Consider the following 21,047-nt stretch of genomic DNA (forward strand, 5'->3'; position numbering starts at 1 on the left):
CCTTTAAACCAAAGAACCCCAGGCCGGAAAACTTCCTGACCTGGGGTTTTGGAGCCGGAAACGGGACTCGAACCCGTAACCTACTGATTACAAATCAGTTGCGCTACCAATTGCGCCATCCCGGCAACTTTAAAGCGACCCTTTTGGCGTTAGCCTTCGCTGGCTCGAAAGAATCAGAGTCAACCTGAGAATCGAACTCAGCTGTGCCGCTGACAGGCGATTGTACAGGTTGGCAAGCAGAAGTTAAAAACGACACCACAGGAATACTGCAACCGCACTTCCTGAACACTTTTCTGCACACTAAAAGCCCCGCTCAGATAAGTAAATTCGCCGCCTCAAAAACGAATTGAGATTCTCGGTCGCTGACGGGGTAGTGTGACTATCGCTAAATCACTGGGGCTATGTTTCTGCAACGTCTCCACATCGCGTCTTTGCAGCATCACTGCAATGCACCCCAGGCAGTATCGGGGAAAGGAAGTGCCGACATGCCATTCGATGGTGGCAACAAATCCAACGCCGAAGAAAACTCCGCTGCGAAGGATGATGCCTACGATGCCGAAGCCGCTGTCGCTTACGGCGCTGACCCCACTGTCTCTCACGACGACACTCCGCAGACCCAGTTTCCTGCAATCGACGATCAGTCCACCTTCAAGCAGCGCGTGATTGATTTCGTTTCCGGCCCAACGGCAACTGTCGACCTAGTGCACTCGACCACTACCCCACTACCGCTGGCCCCGATTGATTATTCCGACCCCAGCCAGGTCACGGCCGTACTCGATCTCGCTGCTCGCATCGGCGGGCTGCTACTGGCATGCGGCTCGGGCAACCGCGACACCGAGCTGCAGATTAAAGCCGTGACCTCGGCCTATGGCCTCACCCAGATCCAGGTTGACATCACCTTGACCTCCGTGACAGTCTACCACCTCATCGGTGCCCGCCGCACACCGATTACGGCTATGCGCGTGGTCACCGCACCAGTGCCCGACTTCGAGCGCTTACGTCACACCGATCGTGTCATCCGCCGAATCCGCGCGGGCCATCTGAGCCTGGAGGAGGCTATTGAGGCTATCGACAAGGTCGAGCGTGAGCCCGCAAAATACCGCCTCCGCGTCATCTACGCTGGCTGGGCATTGCTGGCTTCATCTGTGACAGTGCTGCTCGGCTCGAGTTTCGAGGTTGCCCTTATCGCAGCTGCGGTCACACTGGCCATCGTCATCGTGATTGGCGAACTCGCCGCCCGCGAGTTGCCCACATTCTTCCAGAACGCAGTCGGTGGTCTCATCGCCACACTCTCCGCTGCTGTACTCAATGCGGCGCAGGCGTATCTCCCCTTTGAAATGCAGCCATCCAGGCTAATCGCTTCGGGAATTATCGTGATGCTCGCCGGCCTAACCCTCGTGCAAGCACTGCAAGACGGCATCACCGGCGCACCTGTGACTGGCTCGGCGCGCTTCTTCGACACCATGTTGTTGACCGGCGGCATCGTCGCTGGCATCGCAATGGGCATCGAGTTTTCCGGAATGCTGGGCATTCCGCTTCCCGACGTCATCGCGGGCTCCGACCTCAACCTTGCACAGGCAACAGTGCGGGTGATAGCGGGAACTACCGCCTCAATCGCATTTGCGTTGGCCTCGAATGCTGGGTTCACCGCGTTGGCAGTGTCCGGAACGGTCGCCCTGCTGGGGTCAATGACCTACTACTACGTGTTGACTCCACTGGGAATTCATCCGGTGACCAGCGCCGGCGCGGCAGCAACGCTGATTGGTCTCATCGGCGGCCTGCTGGCACGACGTTGGTCCATCCCACCGCTGATTACGGCAGTGGCAGGCGTCACCCCGCTGCTTCCGGGTATGACAATCTACCGCGGTATGCACGCACTGCTGCACGACCACCCGACCAAGGGGTTTACGGCGCTGGCCTCAGCGCTGGGCATTGCGACGGCACTAGCTGCGGGCATTGTCCTCGGTGAATGGATGGCGCGTAGGCTCCGTCGCCCTCGCGCACTGCGCGAAGACAGTGGCCTGACCCGTCCAATCCGAGCCGGTATGCGTCGCATCCGTCCTGTGAATCCGCGGAACAAGCCTCGCCGTCCACGCAACTACCGCTTCAAGGGCGGTATGAACCCGCGCCTGGACTAGTCGCTGCGTGAACTGGTCGCTTCCGGAACCAGGTTGTCCACACCGCGCGACCTATCAACAACGTGGTAGAATTAGGTTTTTGAATTGTAAGTAGCGCTTAAAGCCGAAACTGCGTCATCACAATCCCATTCCTTCTCCGCTGAACTCGGTTGAGCTCAGTGACGGGAGCATATGGCTAGATGGCTGGCAGAAGTAGGTGTATTGGGCGCAATTAAGGCCATGCTTGCCAGGAGGATTCGTGCCACCGAAGGTCACAGACACTCGCACTGCTCAGAACGAGGCTCTTCACAAGGTCGAAGAAAAGACCGCTGCTGGCGCACGGCGAATTGTGGCTACCTTCGCCGAGGACTTCTACGATGCCGTCACTCTGATGTGCATGCTCGGAGTGGAGAAGGAAGGCCTGAGCTTCAAGAAGGTTCACGAGGAGTACGAGAAGGAAAACGCTCCGAAGACCGCAAAGCGCACACGCAAGTCCACTAAGAAGACTGCAAAGAAGTCGGCCAAGAAGGCAGCAAAGAAGACCACTCGTAAGACGGCGAAGAAGGCTACAAAGAAGGCCGCCAAGAAGACGACGAAGAAGGCTGCTAAGAAGAGCACCAAGAAGGCAGCTAACTAACGGGGTCACGCAGCATGGGGCGGAGCGGGAAAAAGGCGGTTGCCACAGTAGCTGTCGTTGCGGCGGTGTCCATGACGGCTACCGCATGCCAGGCAAAGCCGGCAGCGGAGATCGTCGGCAAGCAGTGGCAGATAACCGCGATTTTTGATGACCCAAACCTGCCCCACGGTGTGCCGGACGGAACGCAGGCACCGACTATTACGCTGGGGCAGACAACATATACTTTCGCTGATTCCTGTGGCAACGGCTCTGGTTCGCTGCAGTGGAAGGGCGAGGCGGTCGAATTCGGCGCCCCGGAGCAGACTCGCAGTTTGGACTGCTCAGACCAGGCGCAGACCTATTCGGAGCGCTTCCACAAGATTGTTGCGGGCGAATTCACCTACAAGCAGGACAACAACGGTCTGCGCATGCGAGAGATGAAAGACCCCAAGCCAGGCGAGGATCGCCGTGGCTGGACTGCGACAACCTCGGGTTACACCGAGGGGCGCTGACGCCACTTCTGATCGACAGGCGCATCGGTGCCGGGGTGAGAAACCCGTGCGTAAGAACCGCGGTGGTAAATGAGCGGATTGATTTCTTCACGCTTGCCGATAGCCACAATATCCGCCGTCACAATCCAGTGATCGCCGCCTTCGTAAACATCGACGACGGTGCAATCAATCCACACGGAGCAGCCGTGCAATAAAGGGTTGCCCAGCTCAGAGCGGGTCCACTTCCCCGTCTTGAACTTTTCGCCATTACTGCGGCCGAAGGCTGCCGAGATATCCTCCTGATCCTCGGCCAACACATTGACGGAGAAGCGTCCAGCGTTCCGTATATGCGGCCAAGACCGCGAGGTCTTCATGACAGTAAACAGAACCATCGGTGGAGTGAGACTCAGCGAGGAAAAAGACTGGCAGGCGAAACCGTACGCTTCGCCTTCATCCTCGGTGGCGATAATGGTCACGCCTGTGGTGAACTCACTCATCGCGCCACGGATAGACATTTCATCCAATTCGACGGGGCCGCCAAGTTCGACATGGTCGTCGCGGGTAGCTTCCGGACTATTGAGAGCCGCAGCTGATTGGTCGGTGCTCGAATTTGTTGAATCTGTCATGTAATAGACCTTAATCTGAATCCGAACACAGTAAAGACGAGGTGGGGTTTACCACCCCAAGAGCCCCCGATAGCGCCACGATGTTGTTACCCTCGTCGGCCCGCTACCCGGCTGACGGTGCCGACGGCGCTGCGGTTGTCGATCCAACGACAAACTCAGTCTCCAACAAGACGCGAGGAGCGCGACCGCTGTCCTCGCGTGCGGCCTCAAGCTCCTCGGCCAGCGCGCGGCCGACGGCAATGCCCTTCTGCCTATTCGGCTGAATTACAGTGGTCAGCTTGTGGAAGAGGGCGCGCTCGATTCCGTCAAAGCCTGTGATGGACAGGTCCTCCGGAACACGAATTCCGTTCTCCTTGGCATATTCCAAGACCGCAATTGCCTGAGTATCCGTGGTACAGACCACCGCCGTGAGATCCGGGTTGTCGGTCAGCAGCTGGCGAGCCGCATCGCGGTTATTCTCGCGGTCATTGAGGTGACGCTCGATGATAGGCACATCTGCCTGCTGAATACCGGCCTCGGCAAGCGCTTCCAGCGCACCTTCGACGCGGTTCTTCTGCACCTGGTGATGAGCTTCTGCCAGCCGCTTCTCCGTGACATATCCCGAGTTCGGGGTACGCGACAAGCGCACCGAAAGGATTCCCACCTTGCGATGTCCCAGTTCAGTCAGGTGCCGCACCGCGGGCTTGATGGCCTCACGGTCGTCGATGCCCACAAACGGTAGAGCCGCCGCATCTGCAGGCTGGTCACACACGACCGTCGGCAAGCCGCGAGCGCGCACGGCAGCGAGGAACGGGTCGTTGTCCGCGACGGAGTAGACCACGAAACCGTCGACCACCGCTTGCCGAATCAGATTGAGATCTACGTCCCCGCCCTCCTCGGAGGAAGCTGGAATGACCAACATGGAGTCGCCCATTTCGCCGAGCTCCTCTGCGAGGCCGGCGAGAAAATCCACCGACGCAGGGTCTTCAAAAGCGAACGGGAGGTGCTCGGTGAACAGCACGCCGATGGCGCCAACCCGGCGCATGCGCAGACCGCGAGCCATTGGGTCCGGCCCGGGATAGCCAAGCCGCTCCGCAGTTTCCAAGATGTGCTCTCGCAACTTCTCCGAGAGCTGGTCAGGACGGTTGTAAGCGTTAGACACAGTCGTGCGCGAGACCCCAAGTTCTGCAGCGATGGAAGCCAAGGTGCCACGACGACGCCGACTTTGCACGGAATACCGACCCTTCTTGAAAAACCAACAGCGACTGCCCGCTCAGATATCTTCGTCCAGCTACCTCAGGTAGAAAACCTCGATTTTATGGAAAAGAACTACAACGAGCATCACACGCATCTAATCGCGGACAACTTTACCCAACGAATGTGCGCGACTGTCATTTCGGCCACTCCGGCAGAGGCCCGCCTTGTGACTGGGTCTCCGCAGCCCCTACTATGTTCTTTGAACTAAAAGACAACTGTTTTCAATAGCGGTTAATGCTCAGGAGCTGAATAAAAGGAATAATTCAGCCCGCAACAGGATTGGATACATACATGAAGGCACGCTTTTCCACGCGCATCGCGGCGCTAGTCGCCAGCGCCGGCCTCGTCGCAGGTCTCGGCGCATGCTCCAGCAATGATGACAGCGCTACGTCCGCGGGCAAGTCCGAAGACACCATTAAGGTGGTCACCTCCACCAAGGTCTGGGCAGACGTCGCCGACGCAGTCACCGACGACGAGAAGGTCGCCATCGACCCGATTATCGCGTCCAACGACATCGATCCTCACTCCTACGAACCGGCCGCAGCCGACATGGCAAAGGTAGAGGACGCCGATATTCTCGTCGCAGGTGGCGGGCATTACGACGCATGGCTGACCTCCTCTCTGCGTGACGCAAAGGATAAGGTCATCATCTCTGCGCTGCCGCAGGAAGAGGGCCACAACCACGATCACGACCACGATCACGAGGGCCATGACCACGACCATGGCGACCACGACGGCCACGAGCACCACCACCACGATGGCGAGGCCAACGAGCACGTCTGGTACAACACCGATGCGGTTGAAGAAACTGCAGAGCAGCTCGCCGAAGCTCTGACCAAGATGGGCGCCAAGGCCGACACCAAGGCTGTCGATAAGGAAATCAAGGACATCGAAGAGGCCAAGAGCAAGCTCAAGGCCGCTAAGGTTGCTCAGGTTCACCCGCTGGCCGATGACATCCTGAAGGACACGAAGGTCGAGGACATCACCCCGAAGGGCTACCGCCAGTCCACGCTGAATGAGTCCGAGCCGTCGGCAAGCGATGTCAATGAAATGCTCAAGCTGATCGAGTCCGGCGAGCTGGACTACCTCATCGACTCGCCACAGACCCACGACCAGGTCTCGCAGCGACTCGTCGAGGCAGCCAAGGCAAAGGGCGTTAAAATCGTCGATGTTTTTGAGTCGCCGAGCACTGACCAGTCGTTCTTTGACCTCTACAAGCAAACCCTTTCCGATATGGAGTCCGCATAACTTTGCCCTCACTGACTTTTACTGACGCAGCCGTCGAACCGCTGTGGTCCGGTCTGAATTTGGATATCGAGCCCGGCGAGTTCTTGGCCATCCTGGGTCCGAACGGCGTCGGCAAATCCACGCTGCTGACCACCGCCCTTGGCATGCGGCGGCTGACTCACGGTTCAGTAAAAGTCGACGGGAATCTGGGATACATTCCGCAGCAGCGGATGTTCGAGCCCTCGCTGCCCATTCGGGTTCGCGACCTCGTCGAGCTGGCAGCTGGCAAGAACCGCTCCGCCACCGACGAGATGCTGGAGTTTGTCGGCGCAACGGGTATTGCGGACCGTCGTGTCGGCACGCTCTCTGGCGGTCAGCAACAGCTTGTGCGTCAGGCGCAGGCGCTCGTTTCGGCACCGGATTTTTTGCTTTGCGACGAGCCTCTGCTCTCCCTCGACCCTGCGGCACAACGGACCACGGTCGAGCACCTGGACCGGCATCGCCGGGAAAATGACACGGCAGTCGTCTTTGTCACCCACGACATCAATCCCATCCTGGGTGTCTGTGACCGAGTGCTCTACCTCACGCCGCATGGACATGCGGTCGGATCGGTCGAGGAAATCATCACCTCAGAGACGCTCTCGGAGCTCTACCAAACCAAAATTGTGGTTGCCCGTGTCGAGGGAAAGTTGGTTATCGCCTAATGACCCTACTGGCTCAGTATTTCTCCGACACCGCCGCTCTACTCCAGGTCGGCTTCGTCCACAATGCCCTCATTGCAGCGGCACTGCTTGGGCTGATTTCCGGCATCATCTCGCCACTAATCGTCATGCGGCAGATGAGCTTCACTGTCCACGGCACCAGTGAGCTGGCACTCATGGGCGCATCCGCGGCTCTATTACTGGGTGTCAGTGTCAGCAGCGGCGCCATTATCGGCTCGGTGCTCATCGCAATAGTCCTGGCAGCACTGTCGCTTCGAGGGCGCCAAGATGCGGTTGTGGGCGTGGTTTTGAGCTTCGGCATGGGCTTATCGGTGCTGTTTATCCACCTCTACCCTGGCCGGACAAGTACCGCGTTTTCACTTCTCACCGGCCAGATCATTGGTCTGACTGACACTTCTCTATGGACGATGGCCATCGTCGCGGTCATCGTCGTCGGCGGCGTTGCCTGGAAATGGCGGCCGCTGCTATTCGCCTCCGCCGACCCCATCATGGCCGCCGCTAGTGGTGTCAATGTGAAGGCGCTATCGATCTACTTCGCGATTCTCACCGGTCTCGTCGCCGCCCAGGGCGTACAGATTGTCGGCTCTCTGCTCGTCATCGCCCTCATCATCACCCCTGGTGCTGCGGCCGCATTCGTCACCGCCTCTCCTGTAAAGGCCATCATCCTGTCGACCATCTTCGCCGAGGTCGCGGCCGTCGGCGGCATTGTTCTCTCACTCGCACCGGGCATCCCGGTCAGCGTTCTAGTGACGACAATCGCATTTGTCATCTACCTGATCTGCTACGCCATCGGAACGGTGCAATCGCGCAAGGCAACGCGTGACGACGTCCAGGCTGCCAAGTGGAGCAAATAGACACATACGCTTTTCGGAGTGGCTTTTAAAACAACAAAAACATCGGGCAGCCCCTCGAGTGACGATTGCGGAGAAGGTGCGCACCTTCCCTCTCGCCACCGAGGGGCTGCCCGTATTTTTGCTGGATTCTCTAAAAGCAGACTCCAATACCCCCAGCTCTTTTTAAGACTGCGAGACTGCCGAAATGGGTTGCCCCGGCAGACAGAAAAACTAACGCTGAGGATGTCGTGGTCTGACATCTCAGTGACCCAAAGCTAGCTGTACAAGCCACCGCTAGGTCCGTGCGCTTCCCTAAACTACGGCCAATTACGCCCCCATTTCTAGGAGCATGATATGCCCGCCCTCCCCTTCAGGAAACTACGGATAATTTTCTGTTGGAAGTGATAATAACGCCGTCATTTCTGCAGCGCACGCCGGAAATAGAATTATCTTTAAAGCGCTGAACTACTGGGGGTAGCCATAAGTACCGGCCGCCATTTAGAACGCAAAATACCCCACGTAAACGCCATTACTATAACGAATTGATAATGGCGCCTACGGGGGTATCAAATGCGCTACTGACTGCTCTTAGCCCGGCGCTGGCGGGCAAACTCACTCAGAGTCACGCCGGCAGCAACGGAAGCGTTGAGCGACTCAACCCAACCGGTCATCGGAATGGACATGATGGTGTCACAGGTATCGCGCACCAGGCGCGAAAGTCCCTTGCCCTCAGAGCCGACGACCATAACCACCGGGGTGGTGCCGTCGTAAGTGTCCAGAGTGTGATCGCCACCGGCATCCAGTCCAACGACCTGGTAACCAGCCTTCTGGAACTGCTTGAGCGAGCGCACCATGTTGGTCGCCCGCGCAACCGGCAGACGCGCAGCAGTACCAGCAGAGGTACGCCAGGCGACGCCCGTAATGGCAGCCGAGCGACGCTCCGGAATCACCACACCGTGACCACCAAAGGCCGCCACCGAGCGAATGACCGCACCCAGGTTACGCGGATCAGTGATGTTATCCAGGCAGACGATAAGGCCCGGCTCACCGGTCTGGGCCACAGAATCAATCAGATCTTCGACAGATGCGTACTTGTACGGCGGAATCTGCAGGCCGATACCCTGGTGCATGGTGTTGCCGGTCATGGTGTCCAACTCGTGGCGGGGTACCTCGCGAATCGGGATACCACGGGAGTTAGCAATACGCACTGACTCCTGCAGGCGCTCGTCATTGTCGGTACCCAGCGCCACAATCAGCGCGGCCGCTGGCACCTTTGCATGCAGGCACTCCACGACCGGGTTACGGCCAACTACCAGCTCGGTGCCATCCCCCTTGCGCTCATGACGCCCCGAGTCACGGCGGCGCTTCTCTTTCGCCCGCTTATGAGCTGCGTGATAAACGCGGTCCTCTGCTTTCGGGGTCGGCCCCTTGCCACGCAAGCCACGCTTTTGGCCACCGGAGCCGCCAACGTTCTTCTTGCTTGCCTTGCGCACTGCACCACGACGACCGTTGCCTGCCATAGCTACCTGCTTCCTGTTGTTAATAGTTTTCTTTAGCCTAAAGCCAGCTTTTCAGCCCTAGTCAGCGACAGACCATGCTGGACCATCCGCGGTATCAGTTACCTCGATACCCGCTTCCTTCAGACGGTCGCGCACAGCATCAGCCGTAGCCCAGTCCTTCTCTGCACGAGCCCGGGTGCGTTCCTCCAACTGGTGCTCAACCAGCACACCGAGCGCATGCATTGCCGCATCGGAACCGGAATCGGAGGTTGCCCACTGCTCATTCAGCGGATCGAACCCAAGGACTGCGGCCATAGCGCGGACAGCACCGGCAATCTCCTTGGCCTTGGTCTCGTCGCCGTCGGCAAGCGCCTGATTACCTCCGCGAACAGCGTTGTGGATTTCCGCGAGCGCGCGTGGGACGGCGAGGTCGTCGTCGAGCGCTGCTTCGAACGCCGGCGTCCACTCACCGATTTCTATATCGCCGAGCTTATCGACGGCACGGTGCATAAACGCCTCGATACGACGGTAGCCCGCTGCCGCTTCCTGCAGAGCCTCCTCGGAGTACTCCAGCACGGAGCGGTAGTGCGCACTACCGAGGTAGTAACGCAGCTCAACCGGACGAACCATGGTCAGGATATGCGGCACGGACAACACGTTACCGAGCGACTTCGACATTTTTTCGCCGGCCATTGTGACCCAGTGGTTGTGCATCCAGTAGCGAGCAAAGCCGTCGCCGGCTGCGTGCGACTGCGCAATCTCGTTTTCATGATGCGGGAACTGCAGGTCGAGGCCGCCACAGTGGATGTCGAACTCCGAGCCCAAGTAGTAGGTGGCCATGGCGGAGCACTCCAGGTGCCAGCCCGGCCGGCCATTGCCCCACGGCGTCGGCCACGAGGGCTCGCCCGGCTTGGCAGCCTTCCACAGTGCGAAATCGTGCGCACCGCGCTTGCCCGGAGTATTGGTCTCGCCCTGCTCCATCTCGTCGACGCGGTTGCCGGACAGGCTGCCGTAGTCGCTGCCTTCAGCCTTGGACCAGGCATCCACGTCGAAATAGACGCTGCCATCGACAGCGTAGGCGAAGCCGTTATCCATCAGACGCTGCATATACTCCACCATCTGAGTGACATGCCCGGTAGCGCGCGGCTCAACGCTCGGCGGGAGAACACCGAGCTGGTTGTAAGCCCAGGTAAATTCGCGCTCAAAGCGAGAGACCCACTCCCACCAAGGACGGCCGTGCTCGGCGGCCTTGTTCAAAATCTTGTCATCGATATCGGTGACGTTGCGCACAAAGGCGACGTCATACCCCTTGGCGATCAGCCAACGGCGCAAGATATCAAAGGCCACGCCGGAGCGAACATGGCCAATGTGCGGCTGAGCCTGCGGGGTCGCACCGCACAGGTAAATGGAGGCATGCCCCTCGCGGAGAGGCTCAAAATCCTTCAGTTGGCGGGTTGCGGTATCGAAGATTTGAAAAGTCACAGCCCCGAGCATAGCGGGGAAATAGATACGGGTGAAAAAGAGAAAACGGCTAGCGCACACGGGCAATGTATGTGCGCTAGCCGTTAACCGGAAAAGTGCAGAAAATCCCTACTGGAAGGAACCGAGGAAGGGAAACGACTTATGCGTCTGCGTCCAGGTCCACCGGCTTATCGTCGGCCTCGTCCTTCTTCTCACCGGCGGTACCTTCCTGTGCCAGCGCGCGGTGACGCTCGATAGTGGCATCGACGCGGGCAAAAACTTCCTCGACCTTGGCCTCATCAACGCCGTCGGCAAGCGCGAGCTCACCGACGAGAACCTGGCGAGCCTTGCTCAACATACGCTTTTCGCCGGCGGACAGACCGCGATCCTGATCGCGGCGCCACAGGTCACGAACTACCTCAGCGACCTTGTTAATGTCGCCCGAACCCAGGCGCTCCTGGTTGGCCTTGTAGCGACGGGACCAGTTGCCGGCCTCTTCTACGTCGGTCTCACGCAGAACGGAGAAGACCTTCAGCAGCCCCTCTTCACCGACAACATCGCGGACACCGACCAGCTCGGCATTCTTGGCGGGCACCTGGATATTCAGATCACTCTGCAGAATCTGCAGTACGAGGTACTGAACGGTCTCACCGTTAAGCTCTCGTTCAATGATGTTTTCGATTTTCGCAGCTCCGTGGTGCGGATAAACTACGGTATCCCCAATGCTGAATTCCATGTAATGCACACGCCCTTTCCAACGGCCTTCCACCCTATCATGTCCCCCCATGATTTTACGGGTAGTATGAGAACATCTTAGGAAGACACTAAGGTGTTCTTTAAATACTGAAAATCCTATCGCCCATCCTCAAGCTACTGGAGGAAATCTAGTCATGGCCTTCAAGTCCGTACTTCGCCGCAGCGCCCTCATCACCGTCTCCGCAGCATCCGCAGTTGCACTTGCTGCTTGTGGCGCCGGTCAGATTTCGCAGACCGCAAATCAGCACCCGGCTGTAGACGGTGCGATGAACGGCGGCGAAGATGCTGCCGGCAAGGGTGCTGAGAACACCAACTCGGCTCTTGGCTTCGTCAACATCCGCGACGCTCATATCCTGGTTGACCCGGAGGCTGGTACCGCTGGTCTGAAGTTCTCCGCCAGCAACCAGCAGCGCGCTACCGAGTCGGTCTACAAGCTGAAGTCCGTCACCGTTGAAGGTATCGGCGAGGTTGAGCTGAAGAAGGTCGCTGAGACACCTTCCTTCGCTAAGGCTGCAAAGGGCGAGGACTCCCTGCCGCGTGAGTGCCAGATTGTTGCCGGCCCGAAGTCCGTCATCGATCCGCTGGCTAAGACCGCCAAGGACAACACCGGCTGCATCGCGTACTACACCAATGAGCTGGACCCGAGCACCCTGGTTGGCGACAAGAGCAGCGCTGCTGGCCAGAACCGCGAGGCCACCTTCGAGTTCACTGACCCGCAGGGCCAGACCAACACCTACGACCTGGACATCACCATCTCTGCTGACATTCTGGAAGCTGGCGCACCGAACCGCGGTGCTGACGGCATGATTGAATCCAAGTAATCGCAGCACAGTGGTGTTCCTGCGCTGTTCGCGCGCAGCGCACTTTTAGGCGCTGGTACAGCGCAGTCCTGTCCCGCAAATAACGCGAGGCGCTTCATCGAGCGGGCATGGGCGATTGGTCGCTTGATACGGGTCACGGCAGTACAGTCATCCTTGACACAAGTCATTGACACTGCCCTGGCCCGCTCTCGCGTATCTGGGGTAAATTTTCTCGCGACATTCACCGCATACCGCACAACACACGTTGTGGAGTCTGTCGTGTCCCCTCTCTTGAAGCAAAGGTGGTTGCACCGTGGCCAAGACCAAAGACGAAGCCTACGAATGCTCAGCATGCGGCTGGCAGGTGTCGAAATGGGTCGGCCAATGTCCCAACTGCAAAGAGTGGGGCACGCTAGAGAAGGTCACTATCCGCTCCAGCGGTGGGAAGTCCGCCTCCACGCTGGAGGACAAAATTGCCGCGCGGGCAGCCAAGCAACGTCGCCGTAGCGCTGCCGCGACGGAACCCGGCGCGCGGGGTGGTCGTCGTAAAGCATCTTCCACTTCCGTCGCGGCTGAAAGCCAGCGTCTAGCACAGCGCGCGCTTGACGACGAGGCGGAGGAACGTTTCCTCGCCGAGACCTCCGCAACAGATCGAATCCCCACTTCATCTTCCGAGTTGACCGCGATCACGGGGATTTCCGCCAAGGCTGCGCACGCGGTGCGCACGGGCATCGGCGAGCTGGATCGAGTGCTCGGTTCCGGTATTGTGCCGGGTTCGTTGGTGCTCTTGGCAGGCGAACCGGGGGTTGGTAAGTCGACGCTGCTACTTGAAGTGGCCTACCGCTGCGCGGACGGCGATTTGGGGCCGACGCTTTACGTCACCGGTGAGGAATCGGTCGGTCAGGTGCGGCTGCGTGCCGAGCGCACTGGCGCACTGTCGGACTCGCTGTACCTGTCGGCAGTGTCGAATATCGAGGACGTCATCGATCTGACGCTGGAGCTCTCCCCCGGTCTGCTCATTGTGGACTCTGTGCAGACGATGCGTGCCGACGTCGAAGGTGCTCGCGGTGGCGTTGCCCAGGCTCGCGCCGTAACCTCTGCGCTGGCGGCGCTGGCAAAGGAGACCGGAACTGCGATTTTCCTGGTAGGACACGTGACCAAGGACGGCAATGTGGCCGGCCCGCGCACAATGGAACACCTGGTTGATGTGGTGCTCAACTTCGAGGGTGATAGGCATTCGGGGCTACGCTTCTTGCGCGGCCTGAAAAACCGTTTCGGAAGCACCGATGAAGTGGGCTGCTTCGAGCAGACGGCGGGCGGCATTGCGGAAGTTGAGGATCCCTCGGGGCTGTTTTTGCATCACCGAACGCCGACCTCGGGAACTGCAATTACCGTGGCCATGGATGGCCGCAGACCGCTGCTGGCGGAGGTGCAGGGCCTGGTAATCAATACCGAGGCGCACAACCCGCGACGCAATGTCTCTGGCCTCGACCCTCGCCGCGTGCCGATGGTCGCGGCCGTGCTGACTGAACATGGAAACTTCAAGCAGTTGGCCCGCATGGAGATGTACGTGTCCACCGTCGGCGGTATGACGCTGTCGGAGCCTGCCGCGGACCTGGCAATCGCGCTGGCACTGGCCTCATCCATGACTAAGCGGACCTTCCAGGACAAAACCATTGCACTCGGCGAACTGGGGTTGGCCGGCGAAGTGCGCCGAGTGACCGATTTGGAGTGGCGGCTTAAGGAAGCTCATCGAATGGGCTTCGACACGGCAATTGTGCCCAGAGGCGCAAAAGGCCCGGCGGGGATGCGGCTGCTGGAAGCAGGCACCGTTGCCGAGGCCATTGAGCTTGGGTTGGGAACTAAGCGCTAGCGCATGTTGAACGTGTAGGCGTCAGAGTTGTTGTCACCAATCACGCCGTAGAAGATGTACGACCCGGAGGGCGCTGGGACGCGGTCTTCTTCGGAGCACTTGTTCGGCGCCGAGGTCAGACGCGACCAGGTGGCGGCATAGTTGACTTCCTCGCCCGGTGCCAATACCAGTTCACCGTGGCCTTCGGAGTCATTGCAGTCCACATCCGACCAGACGCGCTCGTACGTTGCCAGGTCGTACACCTCGAAGCGCAACTGCTGCTCATCGAGGTTCACGCGGCATTCACCGCCGGTGGGATTGTGGACGGTAATTGCCAGAGTCGGCTGCTCATCGCCGTAGTTCGGCTGATCCGAGGTGGCTGTCACCTGCAGGTCTGCAAGGCTACAGTCCTTTTTGTTCGCAAGCGCCGCCTGAGCGTCATCCTTCGCGGAATCTTCGCCTTCCTTAGCGTCCGTCTTGGCATCCTTGTCAGACTTGTCCTTCGTCGAGTCCTTGTCAGACTTAGGCGCGTAAGGTTCCTTGGGCTGTTCCGGAGGGGTCACCTCTTTCCCGTCATCCCTGGTGACATTCACCGGTTCAGAATCCTCGCTGTCCCGGTTTACCAGTGCGGAAATACCCCAGCCCAGGAGAACGAGGATGATAACGAGCAACACCGCCGCGGCGATACGCCGACGCCGGTAGATTTCTGGAGGCAGCTTATTGGTCACACATTTAGGTTAGCGGGTTCTCGCTGACTCCATGGGTAACGACGGTCTCAGCGCGTCCGTCCTCCAAGCGGTACCGCATACCGACAACGCCCACCTCGCCGGTCACCAAGCGCGATGAAATCTCTGGCGAGCGATCAATAATGTGATTAACAATCTCGCGCACGTGGCGCCGCTCAAATTCGTCGATTTCCGTCTCGCCATCTTTGCGAGCCGCCAACAGCGACGGGGTGACTTTCTCAATCAGCACACGCTGGAAACCACCCGGCAGTTCGCCACCGTCCAGTGCATTCTTCGCCGCAGCCACAGCGCCGCAGGACTCGTGGCCGAGAACAATCACCAGCGGAACTCCCAGACCATCAACTGCGAATTCCAGCGAAGCCAGCACCGACAGGTCGGTGATCTCACCGGCAGTACGAATCACGAATACATCGCCCAGGCCCTGATCGAAGATAATCTCCACCGGTGCACGGGAATCCGAGCAAGCCAGCACAACGGCCTTCGGCTTCTGCCCCTGCGTCAGCTGCTTACGACGAACCAAGTCCTGGCGAGGATGCGCCGTCTTGCTCTCGCAGAAGCGGAGGTTTCCGCGCACCATCGATTGCCATACACTCTCAGGAGTCCTCTCAGAATTGCTCATAGTTATATTGTGCAACGACTCCGCTGTTTATGGGAAAGCGAGAATGTAGATTGACCTCTGCAATTAACCAATCCGACGACTTCGACGAACACGTCGATGCCGCCTTACGCGATTGGTATCGCGCCAATATGCGGCCACTTCCCTGGCGTGAAAAAGGCACTTCACCATGGGCTGTGCTCGTCAGCGAAGTGATGAGTCAACAGACTCCCGTCGCCCGCGTCATCCCCTCGTGGCGCGCCTGGCTGGAAAAATGGCCCACCCCAGCCGATCTGGCAGTCGCCCCCAAAGATGAAGTCCTGCGTATGTGGGGAAAACTCGGCTATCCCCGACGTGCACTCCGGCTGCGTGAATGCGCAGAAAAGATCGTCGAAAAGCACGACGGCGAAGTGCCGAGTGACGTGGACACACTGTTAGCCCTTCCGGGGGTAGGAGACTACACCGCTCGGGCGGTAGCGGCGTTTGCTTTTGGCGCGCGCACGCCGGTGGTGGACATCAACGTGCGCCGCGTACTCCGGCGACACCGCCAGGGCACGTACCTTCCCGGCATCGCCAAACGCGCCGACATGACCCTCGTCGAAGAGTTCCTACCACTCGACCCCACGACTGCAGCCGAGACTTCCGTCGCACTCATGGAACTCGGCGCTACCGTCTGCCGAACGACACCCGAGTGCGAGGTCTGCCCCATCGCTACCAGTTGCGCCTGGATCGCCGCCGGTCGCCCCGAACCCGAAGACCACGAAATCGCCGCTGCTAAACGGCGTGTGCAGAAGTTCGAAGGCACCGACCGCCAAGTCCGGGGCTTGCTTCTCGACGTGCTCCGCGCCGCCGACTCCCCCGTCGAACAGGCCGCTCTCGATGCGGTCTGGGATGATGCACATCAGCGTTCCCGCGCACTGTTTTCCCTGCTTGACGACGGACTTGCGGAGCAAACTCCCGATGGCCGCTTCCAGTTGCCCCGTTAAAGCCGAGGCAATGCTCCGGTAAAGACCAGATTCGAACAAGTGCGTTGCCTAGAATTAGGAGCATGAATGCCTCGCTCCATCGATCTCAGCGCCAACGCTGTCTCTTTGGGGCTAGTAAGCGCAGAATTGCGCTGAGCATGATGCTCGGAATTTCGCTGATTGGCACTAGCGCGGGTGTGCTCAGTGGTTGCTCAGCGTTGGATGGTCTAGGTGCGATCGGCTTCGGCTCCCCAGATTCTGACTCTTCTACGGTGAAGCGATTGCCTCCGGGGCAGGTAATTACGCAGACACCATTCCCGGTCAATGCGCCCGCACGCGCACAGCGGGTCGTGTTTTCCTCCACAGGTGCACGCGACCGCCGCCAAACAGCGGTATCTGGTACCGTACTGCAGCCCTATGCCCGCTGGTCAGAGAAGTCCCCACGGCCTCTGGCGGTGATTGCGCCGGGGACTCTCGGGATGGCCGATAACTGCGCCAGTTCGGTTGCGCTGCGCTACGAAGCACCTCCGACGCCTCCGGCACCTCAGCTGCTGGAATGTTGCCATCGTGGATTACCAGGGGCTCGGCACGCCCGGGGTACATCCGTACCTCAACCGTGAGGTTGCCGGGAATAACACGCTCGATATGGCACGAGCGACTATTGAAGCTTTACAACTACCTGCAGATACTCCCATTGCGCTCTTCGGCTACTCACAAGGCGGAGGTGCCACCGCTGCAGCCGCCGAGCTAGCCGATGAGTACGCCTCGGAGCTGAACATCCGCGCTGTTTACGCCGGGGCTATTCCAGCCGATCTCACCGACACTGCGCTACATATTCGCGGCTCGGCGCTGGCGGGACTCGTCGGTTACTTCATGAACGGCTTGATTGCAGAGTACCCAGAGACCAAAGAACCGATCGAGCGCATGCTGAGCCCGCTGGGGCAGGACTTCCTGAAGCTCACCGCCGATGAATGCATTGGCGCCACTGTCGAACGTTGGCCTCGCAATGACACCAAGGCATTTACGGCCAACGACTTGGGGATAGCGGAAAATCTGCGCTCGCCGGAGCTCTCCCCCGTCGTTCGACGCCACGTGGACGAGCAGGCTCTGGGCACAAAGACTCCCAGTATGCCCGTGTTCGTTACCCATAACGCATTGGATGATGTGTTACCCGTGACGTCGGCACGCGAGCTTGTGCAGAAGTGGCAAAAGGCCGGCGCCGACATCACCTACGTGGAGGTCGACACTGACCTCGGTGATGGGACGCACGGCCTTGCCTACGTGCTCACCCACGAAGAGATGCTTGCCTGGGTGAATCAGAAAATGGGGTACTAGCGGCGACAACCGCCACTTTCCTCCATCTAGCAAGTACAGCTACTTTTTCTTCCAGCGACCACGGAAGGTTAGGCCCTTGCCCAGTCGGACGGTGTACCCGCCACGGCTGTTAATTGTCACTGGGCCGATACGCTTAGAACCAGAGACTCCCGAACCCGAGTAGTTCAGCCACGTGTCCTTGTCCAGGTTCTGCTTCTTGCGAAATTGAATCCCCATTTAGTTCTCTCCCTCGGAGTTATCAGATTCGGCCTCTGCCTCGGCAGTGGCCTGATCGGCAGTACTTTTGATGTCGCCAGATACAAACGCTCAGGATACCGTCAGCGCTGCCGAGAACGCCCGTCATCTTCCTCAGAATCGGCCAAGGCACCGCTCATCGGCATCAACGTTACCGACCTTGCCTCATATTGGTGAAGGTAACTTCGCCTTGCAGATGTCGTTGAACTCGCCGTCCCTGCGCCATAGATGCCTCAATCCGTTATTTGTGACCGCCCCTAGTGAGCTCATGAAACCGGCCACCGCCACAGCGCGCCGAACAATGACGACAGCTAGTTAGTGCAAACCGCCCAGGGATGCGAATGGCTCCTCGGCCTGGATGTCGTGCAAGGGCACGCGCACCCAAGGCGAATCACTGTGTGCGAGCAGCTCGGTGAGCCGTTGCGATTGATCCTTCATCGCAGCGGTGACGTCGGGCTCACCATCACTCGCCCAGATCATTCGACCCCACCAGAAACTTGCGGCTACGTCAGCCCACGACACGAAGTAGCGCTGCAGCGCCGCCACGGCCTTGTCTGAAATCTGAAGGAACTCTTCTGGAGAGATCCACCCCAGCTCCGTTGCCGCGCCACCAACGCTGTGAACACGGATTATGTCCCATGCGCGAGTAGTGGCGGGCAGTGCCGGGGCCGCTGCTTTGGCAAAGCCCTCCGAGCGCAACATCCGTACAAGGTAACGGAACTTATGTTCTGCACCACGCGGATCCACGCCTTGGACAACAAAGAAGTCTTTCAGAAACTCGATTCGCTCCTCCATCTCTGCCTCGAGCTCGTTCTCAGAGATGTCCTTCACTGCATATGCGAGCGGTAAAAGCAGGTCATTTTCCACGTGCTGGCCACCTTCGAGCAGAGCATCAATAACCTGATACGCTTCCTGTGCACCAGTGACCCCCCAGTTTTGCTCGAGAGATGTTTTGTAGTACTTGGCCGCCCTTGCGTTGATGGCCTCAACCCCTAGCGGGGTCGCAAACGCCTTATTGCTCTTGTACAGCATGCCCCAGGAGTGGCGGCGCACCTCATCTTTGCTCGGCGCCGGTTCCGGCCATGGGAACTTTGTAAGGCGGTAGATCCAAGTATCATCAAACTTTGCTGGCGTGAACGTTGAGCTCATACCCACACAACGTACCGAGGTTTCGGGGTTGAGTCAGCGTTACTTCACACGCCACCCCACACCTGGGGTGAGTTATGTCATAGCACTGAACGGCAGGCGCGGTTTTTATTGTGTTGTTAGTCTCGTGTGCATGACAGGACCCCAAATTGCAATGACAGACCGGCCAGATCTCGGTGCTGCACTTAAACGTGCTGGTGATTCCGAGATTGTGCACGCTGCCGCCGCAGCCGTTGCAGAAGGCCTTGGTGTCGACGAGATTGTGCTGGAAGCCGCCGCTACGAAAGCAAGTGGGGTGGATGGTGCCGCGTTTGTCACCAACCGCAGGATCCTCGTGACCGCCGATAAGAAGGATCCATCCCATTTTGAGTTCCTTGAACTTGACAACCTGGGCAACGTCACAGTTCTGCCTTACAAGGGCGGCTGGGCCGTCGTGGTCCAGCTCTACAACACATATAAAGTGTGGAGCGGTTTCACAGAAAAGGCTGCGAAACGTGTGCAATTTGCCGCCCAGTGGGCTCTGACCGCAGGCCGAGAGGCACGAACTGAGGCCTCGCGTGCAGTGTCGTCGACGGAGCTTTTTGAGCGATGGAAAGAAAACAAGCACCGTCTCAATCGCAATAGTTTGGAAGAGCTTGCAGAGTCGATGCGCTCCCTGTATTCCGACATTGATTCACGGTGGTGGACTGAATAATGATTCGACTTGCATACCCGGGTTCGCCCGACCGATTTAATGGGGCAGAAGACACATCACACATCGAGCAAAACCTGGCTATTGCGGAAAATGGCTATCGCCATTACATCAAGCATGGCTCGTTACTAGAAACTGGAGCATCTCCGGCAAATACGACTGCTATCTCCAGGTCAAACTCCAGTGCGGGCACGACAGGTGCTCAGGCCAGCGGCGCATCGAAAGGTCTCAGTGTAAAGAAGCAGCTATTACTCCTTCCCTTAGTGATAGCGGGCATCGTGGTGCTAGCGATTGCCTACGTTGCAGCTAAAGACGCGCTCTTTAGTGACAAGTCAGACGAGTCCGCTGCTCCCGCACAGTCCGCCGCTGAAGCACCTGCCGATCCCGGCGCTTCCAACGGTGGCGCTACCGGTGCCACTGGTGGGGATACCGCTGGCGGCCTCACCCCTGCCGACCACGCACCCGAACCGATTGCTAGTTTCGTGCGGGCCTGCACAGACTATGAAGTGGTGTTTAGCTACTATGGTGCGGATAGCGCCCCTGCCCCACAGGCAATGGGTACCAACTGTTCCGTGGATACTACGAAGGCACCCGACGTTGGTTACGTAGTCTTCACCGATGACCCTGCCGCCACCGCCGCCGTTCGTGACGGCAAGCCCGTCTTGGATGCCGTTGAGATTCCGGCAGAATCAACGCGCGGTTCCACATTCAAGGCGCAGAGAGTGGAGTCCCTCATCACAGTTGCGGAAATCCTCCCAGAGGACCAGGGAATCGTTGAGTACATGATCAAAAATGATGACCCCGAAGTGGCAAAGAAAGCATTGGTCGACCTCGGCGTGGCCAAGTAGAACTACAACTATCCGCGCTTTTAGGAAAGACCGCATATAGACACACTGCCGCCCCAGTTCCTCCCATAATGGAGTCGGAACTGGGGCGGCAGTGTTCGTTGGTACTGCTAGCGGCTAAACCTCTTAGAGCGGCTGGCCAGCACCCGCACCAGCCGGTGGCGGGTTGTGGCCGTCGTCATCGGAGTCGACCTCTGCCTCGGCAGCGGCTTGGTCAGCAGCACCTTCGATGTCGTCGGCTTCAACGCTCAGGG

21 protein-coding genes and 1 tRNA gene are annotated in these 21,047 nt (G+C 58.9%); 12 read left to right on the plus strand and 10 right to left on the minus strand.

Translation table 11 applies throughout. The features are described 5' to 3' along the window. Positions 1-49 precede the first annotated feature (49 nt). A tRNA-Thr gene (locus ADB02_RS02450) sits at positions 50-125 on the minus strand. Positions 126-485: 360 nt separating this feature from the next. Between ADB02_RS02450 and thrE the strand changes: the two genes are divergently transcribed. The 3 genes from thrE (at position 486) to ADB02_RS02465 (ending at position 3,245) form a co-directional block, all read left to right on the plus strand. After that, positions 486-2,138 carry a threonine/serine exporter ThrE gene (thrE, locus tag ADB02_RS02455; protein WP_048731821.1) on the plus strand — a complete coding sequence of 551 codons (1,653 nt, stop codon included), beginning with the start codon at positions 486-488 and terminating at the stop codon, positions 2,136-2,138. 238 nt (positions 2,139-2,376) lie between these two features. Beyond that, positions 2,377-2,754 carry a hypothetical protein gene (locus ADB02_RS02460; RefSeq protein ID WP_038626573.1) on the plus strand — a complete coding sequence of 126 codons (378 nt, stop codon included), beginning with the start codon at positions 2,377-2,379 and terminating at the stop codon, positions 2,752-2,754. A 14-nt stretch (positions 2,755-2,768) separates the two neighbouring features. Then, positions 2,769-3,245, plus strand: coding sequence for an META domain-containing protein (locus ADB02_RS02465; RefSeq protein ID WP_049189567.1), 477 nt, complete (start codon positions 2,769-2,771; stop codon positions 3,243-3,245). On the opposite strand, the gene ADB02_RS02470 is transcribed toward ADB02_RS02465, so the two are convergent. Continuing rightward, a complete protein-coding gene (locus tag ADB02_RS02470) occupies positions 3,227-3,850 on the minus strand; it encodes a flavin reductase family protein (RefSeq protein WP_049189568.1) in 624 nt (207 codons plus the stop codon). The genes ADB02_RS02465 and ADB02_RS02470 overlap by 19 nt on opposite strands. A 103-nt stretch (positions 3,851-3,953) precedes the next feature. Then, on the minus strand, positions 3,954-5,060 hold the full coding sequence (locus ADB02_RS02475) for a LacI family DNA-binding transcriptional regulator (RefSeq protein WP_049189569.1): 1,107 nt from the start codon (positions 5,058-5,060) through the stop codon (positions 3,954-3,956). A 317-nt stretch (positions 5,061-5,377) separates the two neighbouring features. Between ADB02_RS02475 and ADB02_RS02480 the strand changes: the two genes are divergently transcribed. Genes ADB02_RS02480 through ADB02_RS02490 form a run of 3 tightly spaced genes read left to right on the plus strand, consistent with a single transcriptional unit; the run spans position 5,378 to position 7,889 of the window. Further along, the gene (locus ADB02_RS02480) at positions 5,378-6,334 is read left to right on the plus strand and encodes a metal ABC transporter solute-binding protein, Zn/Mn family (RefSeq protein WP_049189570.1); all 957 of its coding nucleotides are present in this window, start codon (positions 5,378-5,380) and stop codon (positions 6,332-6,334) included. Positions 6,335-6,336: 2 nt separating this feature from the next. Beyond that, positions 6,337-7,017, plus strand: coding sequence for a metal ABC transporter ATP-binding protein (locus ADB02_RS02485; RefSeq protein ID WP_049189571.1), 681 nt, complete (start codon positions 6,337-6,339; stop codon positions 7,015-7,017). Further along, entirely contained in the window at positions 7,017-7,889 is an 873-nt protein-coding gene (locus ADB02_RS02490; protein WP_049189572.1) for a metal ABC transporter permease, read from the plus strand. The genes ADB02_RS02485 and ADB02_RS02490 overlap by 1 nt, the downstream gene beginning before the upstream one ends. A gap of 554 nt (positions 7,890-8,443) precedes the next feature. Here the strand turns inward: ADB02_RS02490 and rlmB are convergent. The 3 genes from rlmB to ADB02_RS02505 form a co-directional block, all read right to left on the minus strand. Beyond that, on the minus strand, positions 8,444-9,388 hold the full coding sequence (gene rlmB, locus ADB02_RS02495; RefSeq protein WP_016421447.1) for a 23S rRNA (guanosine(2251)-2'-O)-methyltransferase RlmB: 945 nt from the start codon (positions 9,386-9,388) through the stop codon (positions 8,444-8,446). Between the two features lie 57 nt (positions 9,389-9,445). Next, on the minus strand, positions 9,446-10,849 hold the full coding sequence (cysS, locus tag ADB02_RS02500; protein WP_042388940.1) for a cysteine--tRNA ligase: 1,404 nt from the start codon (positions 10,847-10,849) through the stop codon (positions 9,446-9,448). Between the two features lie 139 nt (positions 10,850-10,988). Continuing rightward, positions 10,989-11,564 carry a CarD family transcriptional regulator gene (locus ADB02_RS02505; RefSeq protein WP_016421449.1) on the minus strand — a complete coding sequence of 192 codons (576 nt, stop codon included), beginning with the start codon at positions 11,562-11,564 and terminating at the stop codon, positions 10,989-10,991. 154 nt (positions 11,565-11,718) lie between these two features. On the opposite strand from ADB02_RS02505, the gene ADB02_RS02510 reads away from it, so the two are divergent. Both ADB02_RS02510 and radA read left to right on the plus strand, forming a co-directional pair. Next, positions 11,719-12,405 carry a hypothetical protein gene (locus ADB02_RS02510; RefSeq protein WP_016421450.1) on the plus strand — a complete coding sequence of 229 codons (687 nt, stop codon included), beginning with the start codon at positions 11,719-11,721 and terminating at the stop codon, positions 12,403-12,405. Positions 12,406-12,697: 292 nt separating this feature from the next. Further along, the gene (radA, locus tag ADB02_RS02515; RefSeq protein WP_016421451.1) at positions 12,698-14,257 is read left to right on the plus strand and encodes a DNA repair protein RadA; all 1,560 of its coding nucleotides are present in this window, start codon (positions 12,698-12,700) and stop codon (positions 14,255-14,257) included. On the opposite strand, the gene ADB02_RS02520 is transcribed toward radA, so the two are convergent. After that, positions 14,254-14,964: a hypothetical protein gene (locus ADB02_RS02520; RefSeq protein ID WP_016421452.1), complete on the minus strand. Its 711-nt coding sequence runs from the start codon at positions 14,962-14,964 to the stop codon at positions 14,254-14,256. The two genes, radA and ADB02_RS02520, sit on opposite strands and share 4 nt — an antisense overlap. Positions 14,965-14,968: 4 nt before the next feature. Continuing rightward, positions 14,969-15,601, minus strand: coding sequence for a carbonic anhydrase (locus ADB02_RS02525; RefSeq protein WP_042388218.1), 633 nt, complete (start codon positions 15,599-15,601; stop codon positions 14,969-14,971). Positions 15,602-15,630: 29 nt separating this feature from the next. On the opposite strand from ADB02_RS02525, the gene ADB02_RS02530 reads away from it, so the two are divergent. Both ADB02_RS02530 and ADB02_RS02535 read left to right on the plus strand, forming a co-directional pair. After that, the gene (locus tag ADB02_RS02530; protein ID WP_049189573.1) at positions 15,631-16,563 is read left to right on the plus strand and encodes an A/G-specific adenine glycosylase; all 933 of its coding nucleotides are present in this window, start codon (positions 15,631-15,633) and stop codon (positions 16,561-16,563) included. Between the two features lie 546 nt (positions 16,564-17,109). Next, positions 17,110-17,877 carry a lipase family protein gene (locus ADB02_RS02535; RefSeq protein ID WP_241482385.1) on the plus strand — a complete coding sequence of 256 codons (768 nt, stop codon included), beginning with the start codon at positions 17,110-17,112 and terminating at the stop codon, positions 17,875-17,877. Between the two features lie 39 nt (positions 17,878-17,916). Here ADB02_RS02535 and ADB02_RS11580 read toward each other — a convergent pair whose 3' ends face one another. Further along, the gene (locus ADB02_RS11580; protein ID WP_005510144.1) at positions 17,917-18,093 is read right to left on the minus strand and encodes a hypothetical protein; all 177 of its coding nucleotides are present in this window, start codon (positions 18,091-18,093) and stop codon (positions 17,917-17,919) included. Between the two features lie 333 nt (positions 18,094-18,426). Then, a complete protein-coding gene (locus ADB02_RS02540; RefSeq protein WP_049189574.1) occupies positions 18,427-19,260 on the minus strand; it encodes a DUF1266 domain-containing protein in 834 nt (277 codons plus the stop codon). A gap of 130 nt (positions 19,261-19,390) precedes the next feature. On the opposite strand from ADB02_RS02540, the gene ADB02_RS02545 reads away from it, so the two are divergent. After that, positions 19,391-19,951 (plus strand): hypothetical protein, encoded by a 561-nt coding sequence (locus ADB02_RS02545; protein ID WP_049189575.1) that lies wholly within the window; start codon positions 19,391-19,393, stop codon positions 19,949-19,951. A gap of 260 nt (positions 19,952-20,211) precedes the next feature. Further along, positions 20,212-20,796 carry a hypothetical protein gene (locus ADB02_RS02550; protein WP_231367153.1) on the plus strand — a complete coding sequence of 195 codons (585 nt, stop codon included), beginning with the start codon at positions 20,212-20,214 and terminating at the stop codon, positions 20,794-20,796. Positions 20,797-21,047 lie beyond the last annotated feature (251 nt).

This window comes from Corynebacterium sp. 212_CJEI (assembly GCF_001055915.1).
Lineage (GTDB): Bacteria > Actinomycetota > Actinomycetes > Mycobacteriales > Mycobacteriaceae > Corynebacterium > Corynebacterium jeikeium_D.

Coding starts and splice junctions, on each gene's coding strand:
- thrE (WP_048731821.1), top strand. CDS start 486: ATGCCATTCGATGGTGGCAACAAATCCAACGCCGAAGAAAACTCCGCT.
- ADB02_RS02465 (WP_049189567.1), top strand. CDS start 2,769: ATGGGGCGGAGCGGGAAAAAGGCGGTTGCCACAGTAGCTGTCGTTGCG.
- ADB02_RS02470 (WP_049189568.1), bottom strand. CDS start 3,850: ATGACAGATTCAACAAATTCGAGCACCGACCAATCAGCTGCGGCTCTC.
- ADB02_RS02480 (WP_049189570.1), top strand. CDS start 5,378: ATGAAGGCACGCTTTTCCACGCGCATCGCGGCGCTAGTCGCCAGCGCC.
- ADB02_RS02490 (WP_049189572.1), top strand. CDS start 7,017: ATGACCCTACTGGCTCAGTATTTCTCCGACACCGCCGCTCTACTCCAG.
- rlmB (WP_016421447.1), bottom strand. CDS start 9,388: ATGGCAGGCAACGGTCGTCGTGGTGCAGTGCGCAAGGCAAGCAAGAAG.
- ADB02_RS02505 (WP_016421449.1), bottom strand. CDS start 11,564: ATGGAATTCAGCATTGGGGATACCGTAGTTTATCCGCACCACGGAGCT.
- ADB02_RS02510 (WP_016421450.1), top strand. CDS start 11,719: ATGGCCTTCAAGTCCGTACTTCGCCGCAGCGCCCTCATCACCGTCTCC.
- ADB02_RS02525 (WP_042388218.1), bottom strand. CDS start 15,601: ATGAGCAATTCTGAGAGGACTCCTGAGAGTGTATGGCAATCGATGGTG.
- ADB02_RS02530 (WP_049189573.1), top strand. CDS start 15,631: ATGGGAAAGCGAGAATGTAGATTGACCTCTGCAATTAACCAATCCGAC.
- ADB02_RS11580 (WP_005510144.1), bottom strand. CDS start 18,093: ATGGGGATTCAATTTCGCAAGAAGCAGAACCTGGACAAGGACACGTGG.
- ADB02_RS02540 (WP_049189574.1), bottom strand. CDS start 19,260: ATGAGCTCAACGTTCACGCCAGCAAAGTTTGATGATACTTGGATCTAC.
- ADB02_RS02545 (WP_049189575.1), top strand. CDS start 19,391: ATGACAGGACCCCAAATTGCAATGACAGACCGGCCAGATCTCGGTGCT.